Origin of the sequence: Micromonospora sp. NPDC050276 (genome assembly GCF_044459545.1) — a bacterium.
Taxonomy (GTDB): domain Bacteria; phylum Actinomycetota; class Actinomycetes; order Mycobacteriales; family Micromonosporaceae; genus Micromonospora.
In genome coordinates, this window is the sequence record NZ_JBITJA010000006.1 from 186,413 (window position 1) to 209,183 (window position 22,771).

Consider the following 22,771-nt stretch of genomic DNA (forward strand, 5'->3'; position numbering starts at 1 on the left):
CGGCAGGACCGGCATTTGCTGCCAGGCGTCGTCCGGTCCTGTCGGCCGATTAGCGGGCGCGTAGTCGCAGGTAGCGGCGGTGCCGGTTGTCGTCACCCGGGGCGCGGGTGGGTGCGGAGAGGTAGACGAGTCGCCCGCTGCGGGCGACGGCCTGGACTAGCGCGGCGATGTCCTCGGGACTGCCGGTGATCCACAGCTCGGTGAACTGGGCGGCCCGCTGGTTGTTTGCGCGGACATAGGCGCGTTCGCGGGTGGTCATGCCGCCATCTCCCACTCGGTGGGGTTGACCGTCGGGGTGCTGGTGCCGCTGGTGGGGCGGCGGGTCCAGGCGGCGTAGTCGGCGATGTTGTAGATGTCGGTGTCGGTGAGGTAGGCGGCCTTGATGCGGCGGGGAACGCCGCCTTCGGCCAGGAGGTAGGCCGCGCCCTGGTTGGTGGGGGAGATGTCGGAGGCGGTGTAGCCCTGCTCGGCCCAGCCCTGACCGAGGATGATGTTGGAGCTGTTCAGCGAGGTGCACCGGAACGCGGCCCGGTAGCCGAACAGGTCCCGCAGGCTGGCGGGGATGATGTCCCACGACGGGCGTTGAGTCGCGGCGACGACGGGCATGCCGCAGGCCCGGCCGAGGGAGACGAGGCCGCGCAGGAGGGTGGAGAACTCCTCCTGCTGTGCCTTGGTGCCGAGGACGGTGGAGAACATGGCGAGTTCGTCGATGATGGTGACGATGACGGACATGCCGTCGCCGTCGGCGAGCTTGCGGCGCCGGTTGGCCAGGAGCCAGGCGTAGCGGTTGGTGGCGACGACCAGGAGGCGGCGTAGGACGTCGATGCCCTGGTCGATGTCGGGGCCGATGAAGGCGTCGGCGAGGTCGCGCCAGGGGCCGAGTTCGACGAGTTTGGCGTCGAAGAGCACGAGGCGGGTGTTGTCGCACAGGGCGGCGTGGCCGCAGATGTTGTTGATGAGCCCGGACTTACCGCCGCCGGGTTCGCCTGCGGTGAGCAGGTTGCGATAGATGACGTCCAGGTAGACGGGTTGGCCGAACTCGTCGATTCCGATGAAGATCGGGTCGAACATCGACAGGCCAGGACCCACCGGAACCGCCTCAGCAGTGGTGGGAATCGTGGTGGTCATGAGGTGCCCTCCTGGGCGTTTGTGGGCGCGAGGAGCCACACGAACGAGCCGCCATGGCTCCTCGCGTCCCGGGTTGGGTTGGGGTCAGATCCAGTCGGAGGTGTCGTCGTCCTCGACGGACGACGCAGACGAAGCCGCGGGCTTGCTGCCGTTGGCCGTCGATGCAGCCGGCTTCTTCGCCGGCTTGCCCTGGGTCGGAAGGGTGACCGTCGGCATGTGCACGTCCGGCAGGTCCAGGGCTGTGGGAACCGTCAGCGGCGACGCCGAGACGGGGGCGGCCGGGTCGATTACGTCGACCAGCGGGGAACCAACGTGAGCGGTCAGCACCTCACGGCGCTTGATGTCGAACCGCAGGTACGCGGCGTTGTTCTCCGAAGCGCGCTCAATCAGCACGGTCGAGGCGTGGCAGGTCACCGCGATCTTGTCGAGACGGCCTTCCAAGTCCTTCTCAGACAGGCCGGGGCGCAGGTAGACCCAGACCCGCTCGCCAACCGGGGTGGGCTTGGCCCAGAGGATCAGCGGCAGCGATCCGGACTGGTTGGCGATGATGAACTGCGCGAAGCACACGCGCAGCCGATGCCTCACCACGAGGCACCAACCCCAGGCGATGACCTGGCGGCGAACCGGGCGGATGGCGGCGGGGACGCCGACGACCAGGGCGACCACGAGCAGGGTCACCAGGGTCGGGGTGTGGTTGGCGAGCTGCACCCACGCGCTGAGCACCAGGACGCTGAGGATGGTTTCCGGGGTCCACCACCACAGCAGCCGGATTACCGGCCAGATCCGAACGAGCACCCAAACGAGGCCGCCGGTCGGGACACCGATCAGTGCGCCGACGAACACGGCGAGGATCGGGTGAATGTAGGAAGCGGCCACCACGGCCGACAGAAGGCCGACGATGACCGCCGTGAGGATGAACGCCATTCGGGCGTTACGCGCGGAGGAACGGTGAACCTTGGCCTCGATGACCGTCACCGTTCCGGTTGACCTGCCACCGAAGCGGCGAGGGCTAGACTTGGACATGACACGTCCTCCCAAGGTGATTGGGCTGGATGGGTTGGGGGCGTGGGGTCGGCAGGTGTAGGAGCCAGTACCGACCCCACGCTTTTTCGTGAGTAGCTCAGCCGTTCTTGCCGCCCGTCGGGGCGGCGGTGTCGGCGAACAGGGAGAAGCCGAGAATGACGGCGTTGACGTAGCCCTGGCTACGCAGGTCGTTCATGACACGGGTGACATCAGCCATGGAACGGAGTTGCCGCTTGAACGGCACTTCGATACCCGCGAAACCAATACCGGTCGGGGCTTCGTAGCTGAACGAGATCATGTAGCGGAACATGATGTTCCTCCTCGTGGAGCCGGCCAAGCGGCCGGAAGGATGGGGAAGGAACCGGCAACGAGGCCGGCAGGCTTGAAGCCAGTACCGGCCCCGCGCCTTTCATGGTTGGCAACCCAATGGGTTGCCGGGCCGGGAATGTAGGAGCCAGAAACACTCCCGGACCGCAGGGATTGAGCAGATCAGCGAACGTCAGTCGCTGGAGACACCAGGAGCACACACAGCACGTCGTGCGATGGACCTACTTGGTCGGAGAACCAGTCTTCGGCTTCAGCGAGACCGCCCGGAACGCGACGCCGTTACGCCCGTTGGTCGCCCACGGAATGGCCTCCAACTGCTCGACAGCCAAGAAGTCGCCCACCTTCACGCCCGGCTTCTCTCCCGCCGTGGTGATGGTGATGACCTCCCCACCGTTCTCGTCGAGCACGAAGACCTGGGTAGACCACATGAGCCGGCCCGTGTTCTTCTCGGACTTCTGATTGCCGTTCTGGTCGTTCTTCGGCTCCGGGTCCTTCGACGCCGTCACCTGCTTGCTCGTGGTGTCCACGTACAGCTTCACAACAGACCTCCTGTGTCTGAGCGCGTCCCCGGTGGACGACTGCTCGGTGATGAGTCCACTGTCGCCACACTGGGCGTCACGGCATCACCACTCACGCTGTACGTCTTGGGACGTCCCCGCTAAGCTCAAGTCGTCCCCCACGTCCAAGGGAGTGCGCGATGGCGAATGAGCGGTTACGCGAGGCGATGCTCAAGGTCGGACTGTCCACATACGAGCTCGCAGAGCGCATTGACGTCAACCCGAAGACAGCGGAGCGATGGGTGACGCTCGACCGCGCGCCTTACCCACGCCATCGACATGCCATCGCCGCCCTCGTGCAGGAGCGTGAGGCGTACCTGTGGCCGAAGGTCGTTTCGCCGGAACGAGCAACGCGCATCGCAGAATCTGAACTCGTTCACGTCTACCCACGTCGCGCGGCCATCCCGTTGGACATCTGGGGCCGACTGATCGATCAGGCCACGGAGGAGATCGGGATCCTGGTCTATGCCGGGCTGTTCCTCCCAGAGCAGGTTCCAAGCATCATCAGGGACTTGACCACGAAGGCGCAGGCAGGAGTCCGGGTACGGCTTCTCCTAGGCGACCCGAAGTCGCAAGCGGTGGCGGCGCGAGGAGCGGAGGAGGGGATCGGGGACGCGATGGCCGGCAAGGTGCACAACGTCCTGGCGTTCTACAACCAGCTCTGCGGCGTTGAAGGCATCTTCGCCCGCTTTCACGGCACCACGCTCTACAACTCGATTTACCGGTTCGACAACGAGCTACTCGTCAACACGCACGCCTACGGATTCCCAGCGGCCCACGCTCCGGTGTTGCACCTTCGGCGGCTTTCGGCAGGGGAGCTGTTCGACACCTACGCAGACAGCTTTGACCGCGTGTGGTCGAGTGGACACCCGATTTGGGGGCCGACCGTGGCAGCCTAGAGGCATGGCGAGGATCGAGCACTACAACGACCCGGACGCACCCAAGGCCAACAGCATCGTGGTAGCTGTGACGGTCTTCGTTCAAGACGGTCACGGGCGTGTCCTGCTCATCCGGCGCACCGACAACGGCCTGTGGGCGCTACCGGGCGGTGCCCAGGACTTCGGTGAGTCCATCGCCGAAACAGCCGCGCGTGAGACTCGGGAAGAGGCCGGCGTCGACGTTGAGGTCGTCGACATTGTGGGAACGTACACGGACCCGAGGCATGTGGTGGAGTACAGCGATGGAGAGGTCCGGCAGCAGTTCTCCATTTGCTTCCGGGCTCGTTACGTCAGCGGCGAGCTGCGTACCAGCGAGGAGTCAACCGAGGTGCAATGGGTGTCCCAGGACGAGCTAGACAGCCTGCCGATCCACCAGTCGATGCGGCTCCGGATCGATCACGGGTATGAGCGCCGAGCCAAGCCCTACATTGGCTGAGCAGCGAGCGTTGCTTCGGTCCGCTTGACAGCCTCAAGCAGCGTCGGCGTTGCCCGAGCCCAGAAGCGGACCACGATGCTGTCTGGCTCGTAACGCTGGTGAATCTCGGCCAACCGATCCAGCACATCCAGGTCTTGGCCATCGGGACCGGTGGTCATGTCAGCGAACCAGAGGGCATCCGCGGTTAGCGACCGTTCCTGGTCGAACTCCTCAGCAAGGACACTGCCGAGCCCTCGCTCGTCGGCCTCAAACTGAGCGCAGGAGTGATGGGCGACCAAGGCAGCGATCCTGCGAGGCCAACCGTTGGCCAGTAACCAACGAGCACCATCGAGAGCGTGTAGACCTGTGTCCGCAATGCCAGGGGCGTAGCCCAGGTCGTGTAGCCAGGCCGAAGCCACTAACGCCTGAGCATCAGTGTCGTCGAGAACATGAGCGATGCGGTCAGCCTTCAAAGCAACAGCCTGCACATGCTTCCACCTACGCGGCAGTCCACCAGCTAGGTGACGCTCTGCCAGCTCGGCGGCCTGCACTAGGAGGTCGTCCACGCATTCAGGCTACGCGTCCCGAGACGTCCCCGGCATCAGCCCATCGCTGCCTCGGCAGGTGCCGGCTGACTGCCGGACACCGACAGGGTCAAGCCTCAGTCGCCAACCTGGCGTCGCTGCGACTCACGGCGCAGCGGATCGAGCAAGCTCCTCCACGTGCCGGCAGACAACGCCATCATGCGCTTGACGACGTCCCGTGCCCGGTCCTCGTTGTCGAACTGGTGCCTCACCTCCTGGCCCTCGTCACCTCCGAGGCGGCCCCGCGCGATCCAACGATCCCCGTCCGACATCAACCAGATGTCGCGCCGTCCCAATCGGCCCCACACGCCGTTCCACCAGCGGCCCTGCACGTCCACGGCGAGAGCCTATCGAACGCACGTACGAACCGGCCGGCCGCCGGCCGGCCGCCGGTGATGTTGTGCAAAGTTTCTGTACGTCTTCAAGGCGGCCCTAGACGGGCCGCACGCGCCGCCGCCAGGGCGCGCGCCGGCCGCTGCCGCTGTCGCTCTGCGGCCGTCACGCCTGATGCCCGGCGGCTGGCGCGAAGAGCGGAAGCCCAAGGGGCCGCCGCAGAACGACAGACCGTTGACCGGTGAGGTGTGGGCCGGCAGCCGGCCGGGCCGCGCGGCCACGAGCCCGCGCGGCGTGAGGGAGCGCACGCCGGCCGCGTCGGCGAGCTGGCGGCGGTTGCGGGGTTACGGCTACAGCGCCTCCGGCGGGGGCGCTCCGGCTCCAGGATGGCCGGGGCGCCGTCGGCGGGTCACGGTTCGGGGGTGCTTGCGGTGAGCCATCCCGTCTGCCATCGACCCGGGCAAGCCGAGCAGACCGCCGCCCGACCCGCCAGCGTCCGAACGTAGCGTCAAGGTCCGCTTGACATGGCGGGCCGGGCGGCGGCCCGCTCCCCAGGAGGGCGGGTCGATGGCAGACGGGATGGCGGGTGGCGCGGTAGCTGGGGTCGGCTCTGCGCGAATGACAATCTGGGTGACGACGGGTGCGGCCATCCACGGGTGTGCCGGGTCAGGTCGACGACCCATGATCGTTCCTTGAGACGGCACGAGGGGCTGATAGAGGTCTCGGGCCTCTTCATTGATCATTGAATGATGCGACGGCTGAGGGTTGTTGGGGTGGTTGGCTGGCTCATGATCGGCGGGGGAATCTTGCTTCCGCTGTTCGCTTGCTGCATGGGAGCAACGATCCCTTACCAGGACCCCACCCCAGAGATGGCGCAGCAGTACGACAAGGAGGTTGCCGCGTCCGACCGTCTGCTCTACCTCGGGTTGGCTCTTGGCCTATTCCTCCTGATTGCTGGCACCGGAGCAGTCGTCGGAAGCGCGAGGAGCCGCCGCAGACCCTCTGACCGCGAGAAACCGGGACGATAGGCACGCCCGATTTGTGCCCGATGCAACGGTCAACATCGGCCAGCACTGGCACTTCCACGGGTCGAGCTGGAACGCTCTGTGCTGTCCGCCGGCAGCGCAGCTACCCGGAATGTTTATCAAGGCGAATCCCAAGCTGACAGTGTCACGCGTGCTGGTAGCCTGACGCGGCTCGCGCGAAAGGTGGTCTGCCGGTGCTCCGGATGGGGTTGCGTAGGTTAGTCGCGATAGTGGCCGTCTGCATGGTGACCGCGTGTGGTTCTCCAACGGCTCATACAGCGGATCGATCAGCGGGCGAAACGATCCCCTCCAAGGCCCAGGCGACCAGTTCGGCCACAGCCACGAAGCCGACTCCCCAAGCAGTACCGGCGACAGGCGGATCCGGCTACTCCGCGACGCTGTCCGCACGCTTGGTGTCCACGGAGTCAGTGCCGCCTGGATTCACTGTGGAGATCGCGACAGTAATGCCGTCGGATGCTGGAGATCAGCGCTCAGGTTTCAACGTGTCCTGTTCGGACAGCGTGATCCCGCTACTGTCGGCCAGGCGGCTCACCGGGACTCCGTCAGCGATGGCCGCAGCCACCCTCAGCTATGACGCGGATCCCGATTGGCTCTGGGTGGGAACCGAAGTCCTCAGGACCTACGCCGATGACGGCGCACGACGAGCAATGACCGACCTGCGAACCTTCATCGGCCGTTGCCCTACCGTCGTCGTATCATCTGGCCCTGGCGTCGGCGACAGGCACCGCTTTGCAGTGGCGCCAGGGCCGCGGCTGGGCGATGACAGTATTCACGTCAGCTGCAGCGCGACGTCCGGTTCTGGCACGTTGGAATGCGACAGCGTACTCGTCCGGATCGGAACCACTCTGGTGGTGGTCCAGGAGGAGGGCAACGAACCGGGCGGCGATAAGTACCTCATCCAGCTCGCCGAAGCTGCGCTCCGCAGATACCAGATGACCGGATCCTGAATGTCCTTACGCGCCCCCGATACCATTGCCGTTGCGACCTGTTCCCTAAGCAGGAGTACGGTCCCCCGGCTAATGCCGAATTGTCCGCCTCACAGGCCCCGTCGGCGAGAAGTCAGCGAGATGCGCGACAACAAGCGATAGCCGCTGGCACTGGACAGCAAGACCCCCGACGCGAACGCTACTCACCGACTCTGATCGTCGTGCGTTAACTGCATCGATCCGCCTTTGCAAGGCAGGCGTCCGGGGTACAGACCACCGTCGGTGCGCTGGGTGGTATCCGGAGATCATCGGGCACAGATCCGGCACAGCCGACAGCGACAACGCATGCGAAACGTCGAGAGGCACCGAGGAACGCGATCCAGGCCAGGGGGCCGCTGCGTCCAGTTTCTGTGGATCTGCCACCACCTAGCGGTTTAGGGGTTCGAGTCCCCTGGGCTCCACCAGCACTTTCCCTGGTTGATCTCGGTCCCGAGTACAGCCAAGCCGGTCACGCCGTCCCCTCTTGGCCGAAAATCCGGTCATGGCCGAGGCAGCCTGACGAGCCCGCGCCGGCAGAACGTGGCCGTAGGTGTCGGCCGTCATCCGGATCGTAGAGTGCCCCAGCAGCTCCATCACCGTCCGCAGCTCCTCGCCCTGGTCAAGCAGGAACGTGGCGAACGCGTGCCGCAAGTCGTGCAGGTGCAGCCAGTCAAGCGCCGCGCGAGCGCGGCGGACCGTGACCGCTCGCGCTCGGCCTGCTGGCGGCCGGCATCGGCCGGCGCGGCGGTCCGCACCCACCGGCGGGGTTCCCAGGCTGCCTCCGGCGGGAGCGCTCAGGCTTCGGGGATGGCGCGGCGGCCGGGCGGCACGGCCTCAGCTTGCGGCCGTAGCAGTGATGTAGGTGTGGAACGCCGCCACTTCTTCATCCGTGACAACCGGTTCGAAGTCCAGGCGCTCGCTCGGAACGATGCTGGTACCCGTACCGGTGACTGTCACAAACCAGGCGCCTTCGTGGCCGAACCAGTGCGCCTGCGCCAGGACGCCGATGTCGGCGCTCTCTGAGGGGTCATCCTGGTTCGCCACCGCGATGATACGAACCCACTGCCCGTCCTGGCCGTAGGGCGGTTGCGGGACGTGCAGGGTGAGGTTGTCCGCCCCAAGGCTTTCACCGAACAGACGAGCTGCACCGGCCTGGGCTAGTGCCCAGAGATCCGCTGTCTTACCCGTGCGGCCTACCTCCACCTCGCCGTCCGGACCCTCGACCAGTACGGCGTATGAGCGGTCAGGCTCGTGCCGCACCCGTGCTCGCACCTGCATCTTGGGCACGCTCATCCGTTAATGATGCTGCAGTCGCTCCGGCGGCAGCGCCACCGTACAGCCATTTGTGCAGCCAAGCCGGTCGACGGCTGTCGGCGGAGGGCGGCAGCCCATCCACTGACAGTTGCGGCGGTCGATCCCGTCCGGGAGGGACGGACGCGGGCGACGAGCGGATCAGCTGGTTTAGCCACTTCCCGGCCGGGCATCCGCGCTCATGCGGATCAACATCGACGAACCGAATGCGGTCGAACAGTTCTGGGAAGGGATGCGGGAGGTGGCCGCTGCCGCTACCCGGCACCAGGACGACGATCTATACGAGTCGATCGTCAAGATCGGCAAATCCGCTCTGGCCCAAGGGGTCGAGCTGGTTCCAGCCAGCGGCTTCTTCCTCCACTGCCCGGTCTGCAACGCCAGGTCAGGTCAGCGCTGCATCAACGTGCCCGGCCACCTGCTGCGCGAGGGCACCCTCCATTCGGAGCGCGTCGAATTGGCCGAGAAGGCGATCAGCGGGGAAATCCCGCTTCCGGCGCCAATGCGGTGACGACTCTCCCCACGAGATCCAAGACCGGCCCCTGGTGACGTGACTCGTGGGTGATTCGCATGGCCGGCGCCGGCCGGGGTAGGAGAAACAGCAACAACCCCCCGGAAGTGAGGTGTCACACCAATGCCGACCGCACGCGAGATCATGACGAGCGACGTGAGCTGTGTACGCGAGCAGGACGACCTGAGGTCGGCTGCGAAGCGGATGGCCGAGCTGGGAGTCGGGTCGCTGCCGATCTGCGGCGACGACAACCGGCTCAAGGGCATGCTGACCGACCGCGACATCGTGGTGAAGGTGCTGGCCGAAGGTCGTGATCCGGCCAATGTGACGGCCGGTGAACTGGCTCAGGGCGAGGCGGTGACGATCGGCGCGGATGACGACGCGGCCGAGATCCTGCGGACCATGGGTCAGCACCAGGTGCGTCGGCTGCCGGTGATCGACGGGCACGAACTGATCGGCATCGTTGCCGTTGCCGATGTGGCCCGCTCCCTGCCGGAGCGCCCCGTGGGCGACCTCATCGAGGCCATCTCCGAGCGCAGCTGACCGTCGAAACCCCGATCGATCGCCGCCGTCCGGTCCGCCGGAAGGCGGCGATTCGTGTTGGTCAGCCGGGCGGGGTGAGCGGAATGGTCTCACCGCGGGCGATGGTGCGTACCTGCTGCACCCAGCCCCGGCGGCGAGCCTCGTCGACGAAGTGCGCCAGCGGGGAGCGGAAGACCGGGTAGTCGTCGTAGTGGATCGGTACGGTCAGCCGCGGGCGAACCAACTCCACCAGGTCGCCACCCTGGCGGGCGTCCATGGTGAGCAGGATTCCGGCGATCTTCGTGCCGCCGAGGTGGATCAGCATCGCGTCGATGTCCGGGTAGCGCTCCGGGATGGCGGTGAGCAGCGGCCGGTTGAGCGTGTCACCGGTGACGTAGAGCCGGAACTCCCGCCGGCCGGCCCGCTCCACGTCGATCATCGTGCCCATCACGTCGGGCATCAGCAGGTCCAGCGCGCCCGGGCCGTGCTGGCCGGGCATCGAGGTCAGGCGCAGCGTCGTACCGTCGCGGTGCAGGTCCCGAGACGACCAGGTCGGCAGGCCCTCGGCGGCCCGGAAGCCCCAGCGACGCAGCTTGCGTTCGGCCGCAGGGGTGGTGACGATGGGCAGCTCGCGGTCGAGTTTCCGACGGGCCACCCGGTCGAAGTGGTCGCCGTGCAGATGGGAGAGGACCACTGCGTCCAACTCCGGAAGCTGGGCGATCCGCAGTGCCGGGTCCGTGCGCCGGCGCGACCACAACCCCTTGCCCAGGTACGCCCGCTGGCCCCGGTGCAGGAAATTCGGGTCGGTCAGCAGGGTGAAACCGCCGATCCGTAGCAGTGTCGTCGCGGTCCCGACGAACGTCACCTGCGGTTGCTCTGCCACGCAGCCCACCTCCTTTCGGATGCGGTACCCCGGCGGGTCGTCGACATGCGCCTACGCCACACTTCGACGCATCGGCCGTCTCCGGGAAGCGAGGAAATGTCTTTCCACGTGGCAGCGAGCTCGCCATGATCCATCAATGGACGAACAGTGGACACCGGTCATCCTGCACCTCTACTGCCGCGTCGACGTGGTGGTCACCGATCCCGCTGCGGTGACCGCTCATGCGGTCGCCGATCTGCGCGCCGCCGACATCGACTGGTCCACCGAGGAGGACGACCTGGACACGGCGGCCGAGGAGTTGCGGGCCGATCTGACCACCTCGCTGGCCAGCGTCGCGGACATCGGCCTGCTCGTCGACGACATTCCGGGCGTGGAGTTTCGGGGCGGCCACTGTTGGGCCGAGTCGGGTCCAGTGCGGGACGCCTTTCCCGTGCGCTAGTGGCGCAGCCGGGCGGGGCACGGCGAGCGCGCCGCAGCGGCGGCCGGCCGAACGCCACGCCGCCGCCAGTCAGCCCTCGGATCCACCCTCTGCCGTAGGCCGCGCCGAATCGGCGGCGGAATCGGTGCGATCGGGGCGGGCCTCCGGGAAACGCTCCACCAGCTTGGTGAGCGCGCCGTTGGCGAAGGTCGCGCCGAGCGCGGAACCGGCGCCGATGGTCCAGCCGACCGGCCCGAGCGGGGTGCAGCCGAAGAACTGGCTCACCCCCGGCGTCTGCACCACCACGACGAGCACCCCCAGCGACGCCGCCGTGGACGCCAGCACCGTCGGGCTGGTGCCGCCGGCCAGGATGGTCTGCCCGAGTTGGGTGCCGACCAGGGAGACCAGGGCGACCGTTCCGGCGCGCTGGCGGCGTCCGGTGTAGCGGGCCAACGTCCAGCCCGCGGTCGCGCCCAGCGTGGTGGCTGCCGCCCGCAGCCCGATCTCCCTGGTGAGGCTCTCGCCGAGCGCCGTGTCCGGGCCCTCCCGGAGCAGCGCGTCGGTGCGGTCCGACGCGGGTGGCCGGACCGCGATGGCCAGTGCCGGTGCCAGGTCGGTGAGCAGGTTGACCAGCAACAGTTGTCGTCCGGTGAGCGCGGAGCGGCCGGTCGCCGCGGCGGTGAGCACACTGAACGCGATCTCGCCGAGGTTGCCGCCGACCAGGATGCTGAGCGCGTGCCGTACCGACGACCACATCGCCCGCCCTTCGATCAGGGTCGCGATGATGGTTTCCAACCGGTCGTCGGTGACCACCAGGTCGGCTGCGGCGCGGGCGGCCGGGGTGCCCCGTTGGCCGAGGGCGATGCCGACATCGGCCAGCCGGATCGCCGGGGCGTCGTTGGCGCCGTCGCCGGTCATCGCCACCGTCCGCCCGTACTTCTGCAACGCCTGGATGATGCGCACCTTGTGGGCCGGGGTGCAGCGGGCCACCACGTCGGTGTTGGCCAACCGCTCGGCGAGCGCGTCGTCGTCCAGTTTGTCGAGTTCACCGGCGGTGACCACCCGCTGTTCGTCGTGCTCGCTGATGGTTGCGGCGATCGCCTCGGCGGTGGCCGGATGGTCGCCGGTGATCATGATGGTGTGCACGCCGGCCTGCCGGATCCTGCGTACCGCCGGGGCTGCGCTCTCCCGGACACCGTCCGCGAGGGCCAGGAAACCCACGAAGGTCAGCCCTCGAACGTCGGAGTCGGTCACCTCCGGGTCGTCCACCGGGCACTCCGCGACGGCCAGGATCCGATTTCCCGCGCCGGCCCGGTCGGCGAGCATCCGCTCCAGCTCCGCACGACCGGCGTCGTCCAGCGGCTCCTGGTGACCGTCGGTGCGCCGGGACGAACAGCGTGGCAGCACCGTCTCCGGCGCACCCTTGACGCTCAACAACAGGTGACCGTCGGTCTGCCCGACGCCCGCGTGGTAGCCGCGCGACGGCTCGAACGGCAGCCCGCCGGCAGCCCGCCAACCGGCGGCACCGGTCTGCTCCACCACCCCGGCCACCCCGGCACCCCGCCGGACCGCCCGGTCGGTCTGCAACGCCAACTCCTCCGGGTTCTTCGCGGCGGGGGTGGCCCGCAGCGCCGCGGCCAGCGTCATCCGGAGCCGGTCGTCCAGACGGTCCGCCGGGGCGTACCGGTCGCCGGCGCTGTCGCCGACCCCGGCCAGCAGCAACTGACCCTCGGTGAGGGTGCCGGTCTTGTCGAAGCAGAGCACGTCCACCCGGCCCAGCGCCTCGATGGTGCGCGGGTTGCGGACCAACGCGCCGTGCTCGGCCAGCCGCCGGGCGGCGGCCAGCTGCGCAGCGCTGACCAGGAACGGCAGCCCCTCCGGCACCGACGCCACGGCGAGGTTCGCGGCGGTCGCCGCCGTTTCGGCCAGGGGTACGCCCCGAAGCAGGCCCGCGCCGGCCACCGCCACCGCCGAACCGGCCGCCAACGGGATGGCCGCGCTGGTCAGCGAGCCGAGCCGAGCCTCCACGCCGCTCGTTGGGGGTGCCTGCCGCACCAACGCCAGGCTGCGCCCGGCCTCGGTGTCGTTGCCGGTCGCCACCACCACGGCGGTGCCGTGCCCGGCGGCGACAGTGGTGCCCTCGTAGAGCATCGAGTGTCGGTCGGCGATGGCGGCGGCCACCACCGGCCGGTTGGACTTGGCCACCGGCAGCGACTCGCCGGTCAGCGACGATTCGTCGGCCTCCAGGCTCACCGATTCGAGCACCCGACAGTCGGCGGGCACCGAGTCGCCCGGTTCGAGGGCGATGACGTCCCCGAGGACCAGGTCTTCGGCGGCGAGCACCTGCTCGGCGCCGTCCCGGCGGACCCGTGCGGTCACCGCGGACCGCGACAGCAGCTCCGCCAGCGACCGCTCCGTGTTGCGTTCGTGCACCGCCCCGATCAGCGCTGACCCACCGACCACGCTACCCACCAGCGCGGCGTCGACCAGCGAGCCGAACGACGCGGAGAGCACCGCCCCGGCGGCCAGCACCGGGGTGAGCGGGTTGGACAGCTCGTCCACGAAGGCACGCAGCAAGCCACCACTTCCCGGTGCGGCGCCGCCGTCACCGCCGGAGCCGTGCTGCCGGCGCTGCGCTTCGGCACTGGTCAGCCCGTCCGGAGTGGAGCGCAGATGGTCGAGGACGGTGCCGACGGGCATCAGGTGCCAGGCGGTTGCCACCGGTGCCGGGGTGTCCGACTGGTCGTGCAACCGGCGGGCCTGCCAGACCCCGTTCGCGAAGGCCAAACCGGCCGCGCCGTTGACCGCGACGAGCGCCCGATGCGGCAGCTGGGTCGGTGGGGCGGTGAACGCGCCCAGCGCCCCGAGGCCGGTGCCGGCCATCGCCAGCCGGATGTTCTGCTGGGCCGTCCGCCGGGCCACCCCGGTCGCCTCGATCACCAGTGCCACGACCCGCAGGTCCGCACCGACCAACAGGTGCGCGCCCCACGGCGGTAGCTCCTCCGGCGCGGCGAACCCGAGACCGCAGTCGGACGCGCCGAGCGCCTGACGGTCCGCGGAAACCAGCATCACCACCGCGCCGTCGCGCTGCAACGCGCGTACCGACTCGGTCAACTGGTCCCCGCCGGGCAGCATCGCGTCGGCGAAGCCGTACCGCTGCTCGTCACCGCCCGCGACGACCAGCCGCAGGCCGGCATGTCGGGCGGCGGCCGGCAGGCCGTCGACGCCGGGCGCGGGTTCCGGCTCGACCCGCAACAGCGCGGCGAGCCGGTCGCCGTGGGCGAGACCGAGGAGCTGGCCGCCGGCGGAGCGCAGCCGGGCGGCGTCCGGGATGTCGTCGGGTTCGTTCGCGGGCATCCGGTCCAGCGGGCCGAGCCGCCAGCCGTCCGCCGTGCGGGTGCCGGCCGGGTCGTCCGGGTCGAACAATGCGAAGGCCCGCTCGGCCACCTGGTCGACGTCCGCGTCGGGTGCCGGTGCCAGGTCGGCCAGGACGCCCCGGTCCGAGCCGAGCACCGCCGCGTCGAGCACGAGGGTGTCGATCCGGTCCAGTTCCCGCAGCACGCTCCCGTCCATCGCGATGACCCCGCGCCGGGCCAGCATCCGGCCGAGCTGGGCCGCGTACCCCTCCCGTCCGCTGCCGGGCGCCTTGGGTAGCGCGGACAGGCCCAGCGCGGCGGCTCGCTTCGGACCGGCGAACGGCATCGCTGCCGCGCCGGCGGCCGCGCCGGCGGCGAGCATGCGATTGATGTATCGCTCGACCGGGCCGTCCGGCTTCGGCTGGGGACGCTCGATCACCGGCCATCGCGCGCTGGCGCGTTCCGGGTCGCCGGTCAGTCGCGGTTCGGCCCGCTCCCAGGCGGAGAGTTGGGCCCGTGCCTCACCCCACTGCACCACCCGCTGCGCACCATCCAGGACGATCCCCGTCCAGCGCCCGGTCAAGCCCTGCACGACCGCCTCGGCCAGCGGAAACAGGATGTCGGCGCGCGGATCGGAGCGCAGTCGTTTGCCGATGAACTCGTGCAGCTTGGGTTGGAGATCCACTGCGGAGAGCAGGCCGGCGACCTCGCCGGGCAGCGGCGCGAACGGCAGGACCCGGGTGGCCGCCGAGATGGTCAGGCCCAGCGCGTCCGAGGCGAGCGCACCGAGGGTGCGCGGGGTTCGCGGCCCTTCCTCCGGTGGGTGCGGTGGCGGGATCTCCGGGTCGGGTTCGTGGTCGCAGGTCCGCTCGACCCGGTCGATCGTGGCGATCAGGTCGCGCAGCGTCGGCTCGGGGGCCTGGATGGCGATCACCACCCGGCCGGAGGGTGCGTTGACCCGGGCCCAGGCGACCCCGGGCATCCGCTCCAGCGCGCCCTCCACCTGTCGGGCCAGCCGGTTCCCGCCCTCCTGGCAGACACCGTGCACCTCGATGTGGTGCCGGCCCGGCCGGGACCAGACCCGCCGTCGGGTCAGCCCGGCAGTCCGGGCCAGCCGGGTCGCGGCCGAGCTGACCGTCCGGGACGCCTCGCCGACGAACTGCGGCACGCCGAAGGACGGCAGGATGCGGCCGGCAGCGCGACCCGCCGCCGTCATCGAGGCGTGCGGCTGGACGGACGCCGGCCCGGCTCCCTGTTGCCGCTGGTCCTGGCCTTGACCATTTTGTCCTCCCACCGCGCTCACGTCCGGCGGCCTGGCTTCCCGACCTGCCATCCGTTATGCCCCCCCGAGTGGCGGAATTTTCCGCCGCCGCTGGCGCATGGACGGGGTGGGCCGTGGAATCCGACGACCATCACCGGACATGGGGAGGCCGGCATGAGCATGCTGACGCGACATCTCAACGGTTCGCGGGAGAACGTCCAGATGTACAGCCGACGGGTCGAGTTGCCGATGTTGGGTGAGGTGGCGGTGCCGCCCCCGGACAAGGTCGCCTACTACGCCGGGCTCGGGGTGCTCGCCGCGCTGCAGGTCATCGAGTGGCCGATCGCTGTGGTGATCACCGCCGGCCACCTACTGGCAGATCAACATTTTTCCGGTCTGGTGCGCGGTGTCGGGGAGGCGTTGGAGAACGCCTGACGAGAGCCGGGTCACCGGACGTTTGACATGAATCAGGGTTGAGGTCGCATGCTCGGCCCATGCCGAGCACAGCCGTCACCGCTCCACCCACCGCACCCGGACTTTTCGCACCCCGGCTGCGCGCGATGACGGTGGGCAGCGTCGCGTTGATCTCACTCCTCGCGTTCGAGGCGTTGGCGGTCGGTACGGCGATGCCGACCGTCGCCCGCAGCCTGGACGGGTTGGCGCTGTACGGAATCGCGTTCGGAGGCCCGTTCGCAACCGGGGTGCTGGCCATGGTGGTCTCCGGCATCTGGTGCGATGCCCGGGGTCCTCGTGGGCCGATGTGGCACGGCGTCGCCTGGTTCGTGGTCGGGTTGCTGATCGCCGGGACCGCCCCGGTGATGAGCGTGCTGGTCGTCGGGCGGGTGGTGCAGGGTTTCGGTTCCGGGCTGCTCTCGGTGGCGCTCTACGTGATCGTCGGGCACGCCTACCCGCAGGAACTGCACCGGCGGATCTTCGCGGCGTTCGCGGCGGCGTGGGTCGTACCGTCGTTGGTCGGGCCGGCGATTGCCGGCCTGATCGTGCAGTACCTGGGTTGGCGGTGGGTCTTCCTGGCGGTGCCGGCGGTGGCGGTGCCGGCGGTGCTGCTGATCCATCCCGGCCTGCGTTCGCTGGCCCGAACCGTGGCGACCAGCCCGCCGGTCGGTGCGGCGGCGCGGATCGGTTGGGCGTGCGGGGCGGCGGTGAGCGCCGCGCTGCTGCACATCGGGGGCCAGCAGCGCGGCGCGACGGCCCTGGTGCTGGTCGCGCTGGCCGTGGTCGGCCTGCTGGTCTGTGCCCCGCGTCTGCTGCCGGTCGGATTCCTCCGGGCGGCGCGAGGGTTGCCCACCGTCGTCGGGCTGCGAGGTCTGGCGTCGGCGGCCTTCGTCGGCGCCGAGGTGGTCATCCCGTTGATGCTCTCCCGGGAGCGTGGCCTCTCGCCGACCGCGGCCGGGCTGGTCCTCACGGTCGGTGCGTTGGCGTGGTCGGCGGGCTCCTGGTTGCAGGGGCGGATCCCGGTGCCGGCGTCGCGGGCCAGCCTGCCGCGCGCCGGGCTGAGCTGCATCACGGTCGGCACCGTCACGGTGGCGCTGGCCGTCCGGCCCGAACTGCCGGTGACCGTCGCGGTGGTCGGTTGGGCCCTCGCCGGTCTCGGCATGGGGCTGCTCTATCCGTCGTTGTCGGTGCTCACCCTGGAGTTGTCCGCGCCGGGTGAGCAGGGCCGCAACAGTTCGTCGTTGCAATTGAGCGACTCCCTCTTCGCGGCGACCGTGCTGGCGTTGACCGGGGCCGTGCTGGCGGCGGGGAGCGCGCCGGGCCCGGCCAGTTACACCACGACCCTCGTGGTGGCCGCCGGGCTGGCGCTGCTGGGGGCGTTGTTGGCCGGTCGGGTCGTGGTGGGCGGGAGTGTCCGACCGGGTGGGTGATCCGTGGATTCGGCCGCGTCCCACCTGGTTGTGCCGGGAGGATGGCGGGCGATGAACTTCCTGACCATTCTGCCGCTCGCCGTGGTCATGGTGGCCGGGACGCAGTTGGTGGTGGCGGTCTTCCTCGCCTCCTCGGATCGGCCCCGGGCGGCATCGCTGGGCTTTCTGGCAGGCGCGGGGCTGGTGGTCACCGCCGGGGCGACGGTGGCCTGGTTGTTGACCCGGTTGGTGGGCGGACTGGCCGCCGACGCCAGCGCGGTCGCCGGAAAGGTCGATCGTGGTCCGGCCATCGACCTGGTGGTGCTCGCCCTGCTGGTGATCCTGGCGGTGTTGATCTGGGTACGGCGGAACCGCTCGGGACCGCCGCGCTGGTTGGGGAGCATCGAGCACGCCGGTCCGCGGGAGGCGCTGCGGCTGGGTGCGCTGCTCTTCGTGGTGACACCCACCGACGATCTGATCATGGCCACCGTCGGGGCGAGTGTGGCCCGACACGACCTGCCGTGGTGGCACCTGGTGCCGTTCGTGCTGCTCACCGTGCTCCTGCTCGCGCTGCCCCTGTTGGCGTTGCTGCTGCTCGGGAGCAAGGCGGCGCGGGTGCTGACCCGGATGCGGGAGTGGGCCGAGGGGCACGCCTGGATCATCAACGAGATCGTGATCGCCTTTTTCGCACTGTTGACCCTGTTGGATCTGATTCGCTCGGGATGAGCCGCCGGACGCCCGTCACGGGAGGCCGTTGGGCGGCATCGAGGAGTTCGGTGGCCCGCAGGTGCTCCGCTTCGACGAGGCCGCCCGGGCGTGGCGGTCGGCCCGAGGCTCGCGCCGCCCGCTGCTGCCGGTGCGGATACCCGGCCGGCTCGGTCGCGAGCTGCGGGCGGGTGGTCTGGTCACCGAGGCGCTGCCCCGGGGCGTCCGCACCTGGGCCGACCATCTGGCCGACACGTACGGGGGAACCGGCCGGAAATGAGAGCAACAACCGTTCACGTTCGCCTTACCGTGACGCCATGTTCGCTGTCGTCACTACGGTGATCCTCTACGTCTTCGGCTTCGTCTTCCTCTACGGCGTGATCCGGCTGGGTGTCCGGCACGCGTTCGAGGACCTGGAGCTGCAACGGGCCAAGGCCCAGCGCGAAGAGGAGTTGGCCGCCGCCCGCGACCGCTCCTTCATGCGCGACAACGCTTTCCTCGCCGGCAGTTGAGCACCGGATCGATCCGGCCCGGGCCGGTGGCGTCGTCGGGTGGCCGGGGAGCCGCCGGGCGGTTCGGCGTCGCGGATGCGAGGATCGCACCCGTGATGGGAACGCTGAAGACCGAACCGGCCCGCACCCGCCTGGATCTGCTCGCCCCGCCGGTCGCGGAGGCCATCGCGCAGTGGCCGGCCGACGCGCCGGTGGACGTCAACGACGTGCTGGTCGCGCCGATCGACGCCGATCTCGCCGACACCGCGGCGTTCTGCGCGGCGTACGAGGTGGGCCTGGACGCGTCGGCCAACTGTGTCGTGGTGGCGGGCAAGCGCGAGGGCGTGGTCCGCTACGCCGCCTGCATCGTGCTGGCCACCACTCGGGCCGACGTGAACGGGGTTGCCCGCCGGGCGTTGGACGTCCGCAAGGCGAGCTTCGCCCCGATGGCCGACGCGGTCGAGTTGACCGGCATGGAGTATGGCGGCATCACCCCGATCGGGCTGCCGGCGCAGTGGCCGATCCTGGTGGACGCGCGGGTCATCGCCACCCCGCACGTGATCGTCGGCTCCGGCGTACGGCACAGCAAGATCGCGCTGCCGGGGCCGGCGTTGGGCGCGCTGCCCGGCGCGCAGGTGGTGGAAGGGCTGGCCAAGCCGGCCTGACCAGGCACCGACATCGATGTCGTTGCACGTGAAACATCGTGATCATCGATGGGGTGCCGCGGTTGGCGATTCAGCGCGCGGCGGCCTCGCGCTGCTCGACCTCGGCGAGCGCGGCGAGCAACGTCTGTGTCTCCTGCGCGCCGGAGACCGCGTACTTCCCGGCCAGAACGAAGGTCGGCACGCTGGTGATGCCCAGGTCCCGAGCGGCGGCCAGGTCGGCGGCGACGTCGGCGACGCGCTCGTCGGAGTCGAGGAACCGACGCGCCTCGTCCGCGTCCAGGCCGATCTCCCCGGCCAGGCGCGCCAGCGCCTCCCGCGACCCGACATCGACGCCGTGGTTGAAGTGCGCCTGGTAGAGCGCCTCCACCATGTCGGCCGCTCGGCCCTGGTCGGTGGCCCAGGAGACCAGCCGGTGGGCGTCGAAGGTGTTGGCGATCACCGCGCGGTCGTAGTCCAGCCGCAGCCCGTCGCCGGCCGCGACCTGCGTCACGTGGGCGACCATCTGGCGGGCGCGCTCGGCACCACCGAACTTCGCGCCCAGCGCCTCGACCAGCGGGCGGGGCTCCGGCACCGGCGACGGGTCGAGCTGGAATGGCCGGTAGCGGACCGTAACCTCGCCCTCGTAGCTGGCGAGGGCCTCATCCAGGCGGCGCTTGCCGATGTAGCACCACGGGCAGATGACGTCCGCGTAGATCTCGATCTCCATGATCGGTGGCAACCTCGCGGTCAGTCGAGTTGTTCCCGGATCTGACGCTTGAGCCGGCCCAGGATCGCGGTGCCGCCGCGTACCCGAAGAGGGCTGATCGCCTGGGCCAACCCCATCCGCTGGTAGAGGTCGTCCGGCACGGCCAGCACCTCCTCGGCGCTCGCGCCCGCCAGCCCTTCGGCGAGGATCCCGGCGAACGCCCGGGTGGTGGGTGCCTCCGGCGGGCAGTCGAAGAGCGTCTCCACGGTGCCCTCCGGGGTCACCCGGGCGCGCAGGAAGAACGCCGTCTGGCACTCGGGCACCTGCTCCATGCCCTCGCGCTCCGCGGCACCCTCCGGCAGCGCCGGGATGACGTCGGCGTACTCCAGGAGCATCTCCAGCACCAGGTCGCGCGGCGCGGCGGCGAACTCGTCGACGATCTCGGCCAGTCGGGCCGGCATGTCAGCCATGCGTCGAGGCTACCGCCGTCGTGCGGGGGGCTTCGGTCACACCGTGGGCGACTGCTCGCTGATCTCACTGAGCGCGCTGGTCGGATCGAGCTGCATGGCCAGGTCGCCGAGCGACACGATCCCCACCAGCTTGCGGTCGCTGTCACAGACCAGCACGCGTCGGATGCCCCGGTCCCGCATGAGCGACGCCGCCTCACTCGCCGTGCAGTGTTGCTCGATCATGACGACCTCGCGGGTGACGATCGAGCCGATGGTGGTGGCCGCCGGTGAGCTGTTCTCCGCCACGGCCCGCACCACGATGTCCCGGTCGGTGAGCATGCCAGCGAGGCTGGCGCCGTCGGTGACCACCACATCACCGATGTCCGCCTCCTTCATCACCCTGGCCGCCTCGTCTAGGGTGGTCTCCGCCGGCAGGTACACGACCTGCTTGGTCATCACGTCACTGACCCGGTAACCGGTCATGAGAGCCTCCGAAGACGTATCCACCCGATCCGACTGCACTACCCCGGGACGTCACAGCTACACCAGGTTCGCACGTTCCTGGCGTACCTCGTGGACGAGTCGATCGACCAGACCGTCCAGCGTCACCTCGGTCCGCCCATCGCCGGCCCGCTCGCGCAGCTCGACGTACCCGTCGCTGAGTCGGCGGCCGACCACCACGGCCCGGGGGATGCCGATCAGCTCGGCGTCGGTGAACTTGACCCCGGCCGAGACGTGCGTGCGGTCGTCGACCAGCACCCGCAGGCCGGCGGCGACGAGACGCCCGCCGAGGTCCAGCGCCGCGTCGAGCTGCGGGCCCTTGCCCGCAACCACCAGGTGTACGTCACACGGCGCGATCGCCGCCGGCCAGGCCAGCCCCCGATCGTCGTGGTGCTGCTCGGCGATGGCCGCGACCGCTCGGGAGATCCCGATGCCGTAGCAGCCCATGGTGGGCCGCACCGGCTTACCGGCCGGGCCGAGCACGTCGACCGCGAACGCGTCGGTGTACCGGCGACCGAGCTGGAAGATGTGCCCGATCTCGATGCCCCGCCGGATGGTCAGCTCACCCGCCGAGCAGTCGGGGCAGGGATCACCGGCGCGCACCTCGGCCGCCTCGATCGTGCCGTCGGGGGTGAAGTCCCGTCCGCAGACCACGTCGGTCGCGTGCCGGCCCGGCTCGTTCGCCCCGGTCAGCCAGGCTGACCCGGTCACCACCCGAGGATCGACCAGGTAACGGATGCCCAGTTTGTCGAGCACCTGGGGGCCGAGGTAACCGCGTACCAGCTCCGGCTGATCGGCCCACTCGTCGAAGACGGCCACCTGGGCCGGCTCCAGCGCGGCGGCGACCCGCTTCAGGTCGACCTCCCGGTCACCGGGCAGCCCGATCACCAGGGGTTCGGCCCGCTCGGCACCCGGTTGGCGGACGGTCAGCACGACGTTCTTCAGCGTGTCGGCGGCCGTCCAGGTGTCCCGGCCACCCAGCCGGCGGGCATTGGCCAGCTCCACCAGGCTGGCGATCGTCGGGGTCTCCGGGGTGTCGTGCACCTCGGCGGCGCGCTGAGCGTCGGGGTCGCCGGCAGCGGGCGCCCGGGTGACCACGGCCTCGGTGTTCGCCGCGTAGTCGCAGGCGGTGCAGCCCACGAAGGTGTCCTCACCGACCGGTGTCGCGGCCAGGAACTCCTCCGACGCGGAGCCGCCCATCGCACCGGACATGGCGTGCACCACCGTGTGGTCCAGGCCCAGCCGGTCGAAGATTCGCTGGTACGCGGCGCGGTGCCGGGCGTACGCGTCCCGCAGACCCGCCTCGTCCAGGTCGAAGGAGTACGCGTCCTTCATCAGGAACTCCCGGCCGCGCAGCAGCCCGGCACGTGGCCGTGCCTCGTCGCGGAACTTGGTCTGCACCTGGAACAGCGTCACCGGGAAGTCCCGGTACGAGGTGAACAGGTCCTTGACCAGCAGCGCCGCCATCTCCTCGTGGGTGGGCGCCAACAGGTGCTCGGCACCGCGCCGGTCGGTGAGGGTGAAGATGTCGTCGCCGTACTCGTCCCACCGACCACTCGTGCGGTAGGGATCGGCCGGCAGCAGCGCCGGGAAGTGCACCTCCTGGTCGCCGATCGCGAGCAGTTCGGCGCGCACCACCTCGGTGATCCGATCCAGCACCAGCTTGCCCAGCGGCAGCCACGTGTAGCCGCCCGGCGCGGCACGACGGAGGTAGCCGGCGCGCAGCAGCAGCCGGTGGCTCGGCACCTCCGCGTCGGCCGGATCCTCGCGCAGGGTCCGCAGCAACAGGGTCGACATGCGTAGCAGCATGGGGCGAAGCGTAGAGCTGCGCCGACCGG

The 22,771-nt window shown here is 69.7% G+C and carries 27 protein-coding genes; 12 read left to right on the forward strand and 15 right to left on the reverse strand.

Annotation, left to right across the window (positions count from 1 at the left end; translation table 11 throughout):
• Positions 1 to 49 precede the first annotated feature (49 nt).
• The 5 genes from ACIBF8_RS14875 to ACIBF8_RS14895 form a co-directional block, all read right to left on the reverse strand.
• Complete coding sequence (locus tag ACIBF8_RS14875; RefSeq protein ID WP_396783348.1) at positions 50 to 259, reverse strand: hypothetical protein; 210 nt, start codon at positions 257 to 259, stop codon at positions 50 to 52.
• A complete protein-coding gene (locus ACIBF8_RS14880; protein WP_396783349.1) occupies positions 256 to 1,128 on the reverse strand; it encodes an FtsK/SpoIIIE domain-containing protein in 873 nt (290 codons plus the stop codon). Before ACIBF8_RS14880 ends, ACIBF8_RS14875 begins: the two co-directional genes overlap by 4 nt.
• An 84-nt stretch (positions 1,129 to 1,212) precedes the next feature.
• Positions 1,213 to 2,151, reverse strand: a complete 939-nt coding sequence (locus ACIBF8_RS14885; RefSeq protein WP_396783350.1) for a hypothetical protein — start codon at positions 2,149 to 2,151, stop codon at positions 1,213 to 1,215.
• Positions 2,152 to 2,248: 97 nt separating this feature from the next.
• Positions 2,249 to 2,461, reverse strand: a complete 213-nt coding sequence (locus ACIBF8_RS14890) for a hypothetical protein (protein ID WP_112726528.1) — start codon at positions 2,459 to 2,461, stop codon at positions 2,249 to 2,251.
• A gap of 238 nt (positions 2,462 to 2,699) precedes the next feature.
• Positions 2,700 to 3,017, reverse strand: a complete 318-nt coding sequence (locus ACIBF8_RS14895) for a hypothetical protein (protein ID WP_396783351.1) — start codon at positions 3,015 to 3,017, stop codon at positions 2,700 to 2,702.
• 158 nt (positions 3,018 to 3,175) lie between these two features.
• Here ACIBF8_RS14895 and ACIBF8_RS14900 point away from each other — a divergent pair, with 158 nt between their 5' ends.
• Together ACIBF8_RS14900 and ACIBF8_RS14905 are read left to right on the forward strand one after the other, a co-directional pair.
• The gene (locus ACIBF8_RS14900; protein WP_396783352.1) at positions 3,176 to 3,934 is read left to right on the forward strand and encodes an XRE family transcriptional regulator; all 759 of its coding nucleotides are present in this window, start codon (positions 3,176 to 3,178) and stop codon (positions 3,932 to 3,934) included.
• Positions 3,935 to 3,938: 4 nt separating this feature from the next.
• Positions 3,939 to 4,409, forward strand: a complete 471-nt coding sequence (locus tag ACIBF8_RS14905) for an NUDIX hydrolase (RefSeq protein ID WP_396783354.1) — start codon at positions 3,939 to 3,941, stop codon at positions 4,407 to 4,409.
• Here ACIBF8_RS14905 and ACIBF8_RS14910 read toward each other — a convergent pair.
• A complete protein-coding gene (locus ACIBF8_RS14910; RefSeq protein WP_396783356.1) occupies positions 4,397 to 4,954 on the reverse strand; it encodes an HD domain-containing protein in 558 nt (185 codons plus the stop codon). The two genes, ACIBF8_RS14905 and ACIBF8_RS14910, sit on opposite strands and share 13 nt — an antisense overlap.
• A 95-nt stretch (positions 4,955 to 5,049) precedes the next feature.
• Positions 5,050 to 5,310 carry a hypothetical protein gene (locus ACIBF8_RS14915; protein ID WP_396783357.1) on the reverse strand — a complete coding sequence of 87 codons (261 nt, stop codon included), beginning with the start codon at positions 5,308 to 5,310 and terminating at the stop codon, positions 5,050 to 5,052.
• A gap of 1,466 nt (positions 5,311 to 6,776) precedes the next feature.
• On the opposite strand from ACIBF8_RS14915, the gene ACIBF8_RS14920 reads away from it, so the two are divergent.
• Positions 6,777 to 7,298: a hypothetical protein gene (locus tag ACIBF8_RS14920; RefSeq protein WP_396783358.1), complete on the forward strand. Its 522-nt coding sequence runs from the start codon at positions 6,777 to 6,779 to the stop codon at positions 7,296 to 7,298.
• Positions 7,299 to 7,703: 405 nt separating this feature from the next.
• On the opposite strand, the gene ACIBF8_RS14925 is transcribed toward ACIBF8_RS14920, so the two are convergent.
• Both ACIBF8_RS14925 and ACIBF8_RS14930 read right to left on the reverse strand, forming a co-directional pair.
• On the reverse strand, positions 7,704 to 8,075 hold the full coding sequence (locus tag ACIBF8_RS14925) for a tyrosine-type recombinase/integrase (RefSeq protein ID WP_396783360.1): 372 nt from the start codon (positions 8,073 to 8,075) through the stop codon (positions 7,704 to 7,706).
• A 75-nt stretch (positions 8,076 to 8,150) separates the two neighbouring features.
• Complete coding sequence (locus ACIBF8_RS14930) at positions 8,151 to 8,609, reverse strand: hypothetical protein (RefSeq protein ID WP_396783361.1); 459 nt, start codon at positions 8,607 to 8,609, stop codon at positions 8,151 to 8,153.
• 199 nt (positions 8,610 to 8,808) lie between these two features.
• On the opposite strand from ACIBF8_RS14930, the gene ACIBF8_RS14935 reads away from it, so the two are divergent.
• Both ACIBF8_RS14935 and ACIBF8_RS14940 read left to right on the forward strand, forming a co-directional pair.
• Positions 8,809 to 9,135, forward strand: coding sequence for a hypothetical protein (locus tag ACIBF8_RS14935; protein WP_396783363.1), 327 nt, complete (start codon positions 8,809 to 8,811; stop codon positions 9,133 to 9,135).
• A 123-nt stretch (positions 9,136 to 9,258) separates the two neighbouring features.
• Positions 9,259 to 9,678: a CBS domain-containing protein gene (locus ACIBF8_RS14940; RefSeq protein WP_396783365.1), complete on the forward strand. Its 420-nt coding sequence runs from the start codon at positions 9,259 to 9,261 to the stop codon at positions 9,676 to 9,678.
• A gap of 61 nt (positions 9,679 to 9,739) precedes the next feature.
• Here the strand turns inward: ACIBF8_RS14940 and ACIBF8_RS14945 are convergent, their stop codons facing one another.
• Positions 9,740 to 10,540: an MBL fold metallo-hydrolase gene (locus ACIBF8_RS14945; protein WP_396783366.1), complete on the reverse strand. Its 801-nt coding sequence runs from the start codon at positions 10,538 to 10,540 to the stop codon at positions 9,740 to 9,742.
• Positions 10,541 to 10,676: 136 nt separating this feature from the next.
• On the opposite strand from ACIBF8_RS14945, the gene ACIBF8_RS14950 reads away from it, so the two are divergent.
• On the forward strand, positions 10,677 to 10,979 hold the full coding sequence (locus ACIBF8_RS14950; RefSeq protein WP_396783367.1) for a hypothetical protein: 303 nt from the start codon (positions 10,677 to 10,679) through the stop codon (positions 10,977 to 10,979).
• 69 nt (positions 10,980 to 11,048) lie between these two features.
• Here the strand turns inward: ACIBF8_RS14950 and ACIBF8_RS14955 are convergent, their stop codons facing one another.
• Positions 11,049 to 15,530: an HAD-IC family P-type ATPase gene (locus ACIBF8_RS14955; RefSeq protein WP_396783368.1), complete on the reverse strand. Its 4,482-nt coding sequence runs from the start codon at positions 15,528 to 15,530 to the stop codon at positions 11,049 to 11,051.
• Positions 15,531 to 15,749: 219 nt separating this feature from the next.
• Between ACIBF8_RS14955 and ACIBF8_RS14960 the strand changes: the two genes are divergently transcribed.
• From ACIBF8_RS14960 to ACIBF8_RS14985, 6 genes are all read left to right on the forward strand, one after another.
• Positions 15,750 to 16,010: a hypothetical protein gene (locus ACIBF8_RS14960; RefSeq protein ID WP_396783370.1), complete on the forward strand. Its 261-nt coding sequence runs from the start codon at positions 15,750 to 15,752 to the stop codon at positions 16,008 to 16,010.
• Between the two features lie 59 nt (positions 16,011 to 16,069).
• Positions 16,070 to 17,458 (forward strand): MFS transporter, encoded by a 1,389-nt coding sequence (locus ACIBF8_RS14965; protein ID WP_396783371.1) that lies wholly within the window; start codon positions 16,070 to 16,072, stop codon positions 17,456 to 17,458.
• 51 nt (positions 17,459 to 17,509) lie between these two features.
• Positions 17,510 to 18,163: a GAP family protein gene (locus tag ACIBF8_RS14970; RefSeq protein WP_396783372.1), complete on the forward strand. Its 654-nt coding sequence runs from the start codon at positions 17,510 to 17,512 to the stop codon at positions 18,161 to 18,163.
• 28 nt (positions 18,164 to 18,191) lie between these two features.
• Positions 18,192 to 18,422, forward strand: coding sequence for a hypothetical protein (locus tag ACIBF8_RS14975; RefSeq protein WP_396783374.1), 231 nt, complete (start codon positions 18,192 to 18,194; stop codon positions 18,420 to 18,422).
• A 37-nt stretch (positions 18,423 to 18,459) separates the two neighbouring features.
• Positions 18,460 to 18,654, forward strand: coding sequence for a hypothetical protein (locus ACIBF8_RS14980; protein ID WP_030331904.1), 195 nt, complete (start codon positions 18,460 to 18,462; stop codon positions 18,652 to 18,654).
• Between the two features lie 95 nt (positions 18,655 to 18,749).
• Positions 18,750 to 19,298: a YbaK/EbsC family protein gene (locus ACIBF8_RS14985; RefSeq protein ID WP_396783761.1), complete on the forward strand. Its 549-nt coding sequence runs from the start codon at positions 18,750 to 18,752 to the stop codon at positions 19,296 to 19,298.
• Positions 19,299 to 19,368: 70 nt separating this feature from the next.
• Here ACIBF8_RS14985 and ACIBF8_RS14990 read toward each other — a convergent pair whose 3' ends face one another.
• Genes ACIBF8_RS14990 through ACIBF8_RS15005 form a run of 4 tightly spaced genes read right to left on the reverse strand, consistent with a single transcriptional unit; the run spans position 19,369 to position 22,742 of the window.
• Positions 19,369 to 20,004 carry a DsbA family protein gene (locus ACIBF8_RS14990; RefSeq protein WP_396783375.1) on the reverse strand — a complete coding sequence of 212 codons (636 nt, stop codon included), beginning with the start codon at positions 20,002 to 20,004 and terminating at the stop codon, positions 19,369 to 19,371.
• A gap of 20 nt (positions 20,005 to 20,024) precedes the next feature.
• Positions 20,025 to 20,453: a SufE family protein gene (locus ACIBF8_RS14995; RefSeq protein WP_396783376.1), complete on the reverse strand. Its 429-nt coding sequence runs from the start codon at positions 20,451 to 20,453 to the stop codon at positions 20,025 to 20,027.
• A 36-nt stretch (positions 20,454 to 20,489) separates the two neighbouring features.
• Complete coding sequence (locus tag ACIBF8_RS15000) at positions 20,490 to 20,915, reverse strand: CBS domain-containing protein (protein ID WP_396783377.1); 426 nt, start codon at positions 20,913 to 20,915, stop codon at positions 20,490 to 20,492.
• 57 nt (positions 20,916 to 20,972) lie between these two features.
• Complete coding sequence (locus ACIBF8_RS15005; RefSeq protein ID WP_396783379.1) at positions 20,973 to 22,742, reverse strand: proline--tRNA ligase; 1,770 nt, start codon at positions 22,740 to 22,742, stop codon at positions 20,973 to 20,975.
• Positions 22,743 to 22,771 lie beyond the last annotated feature (29 nt).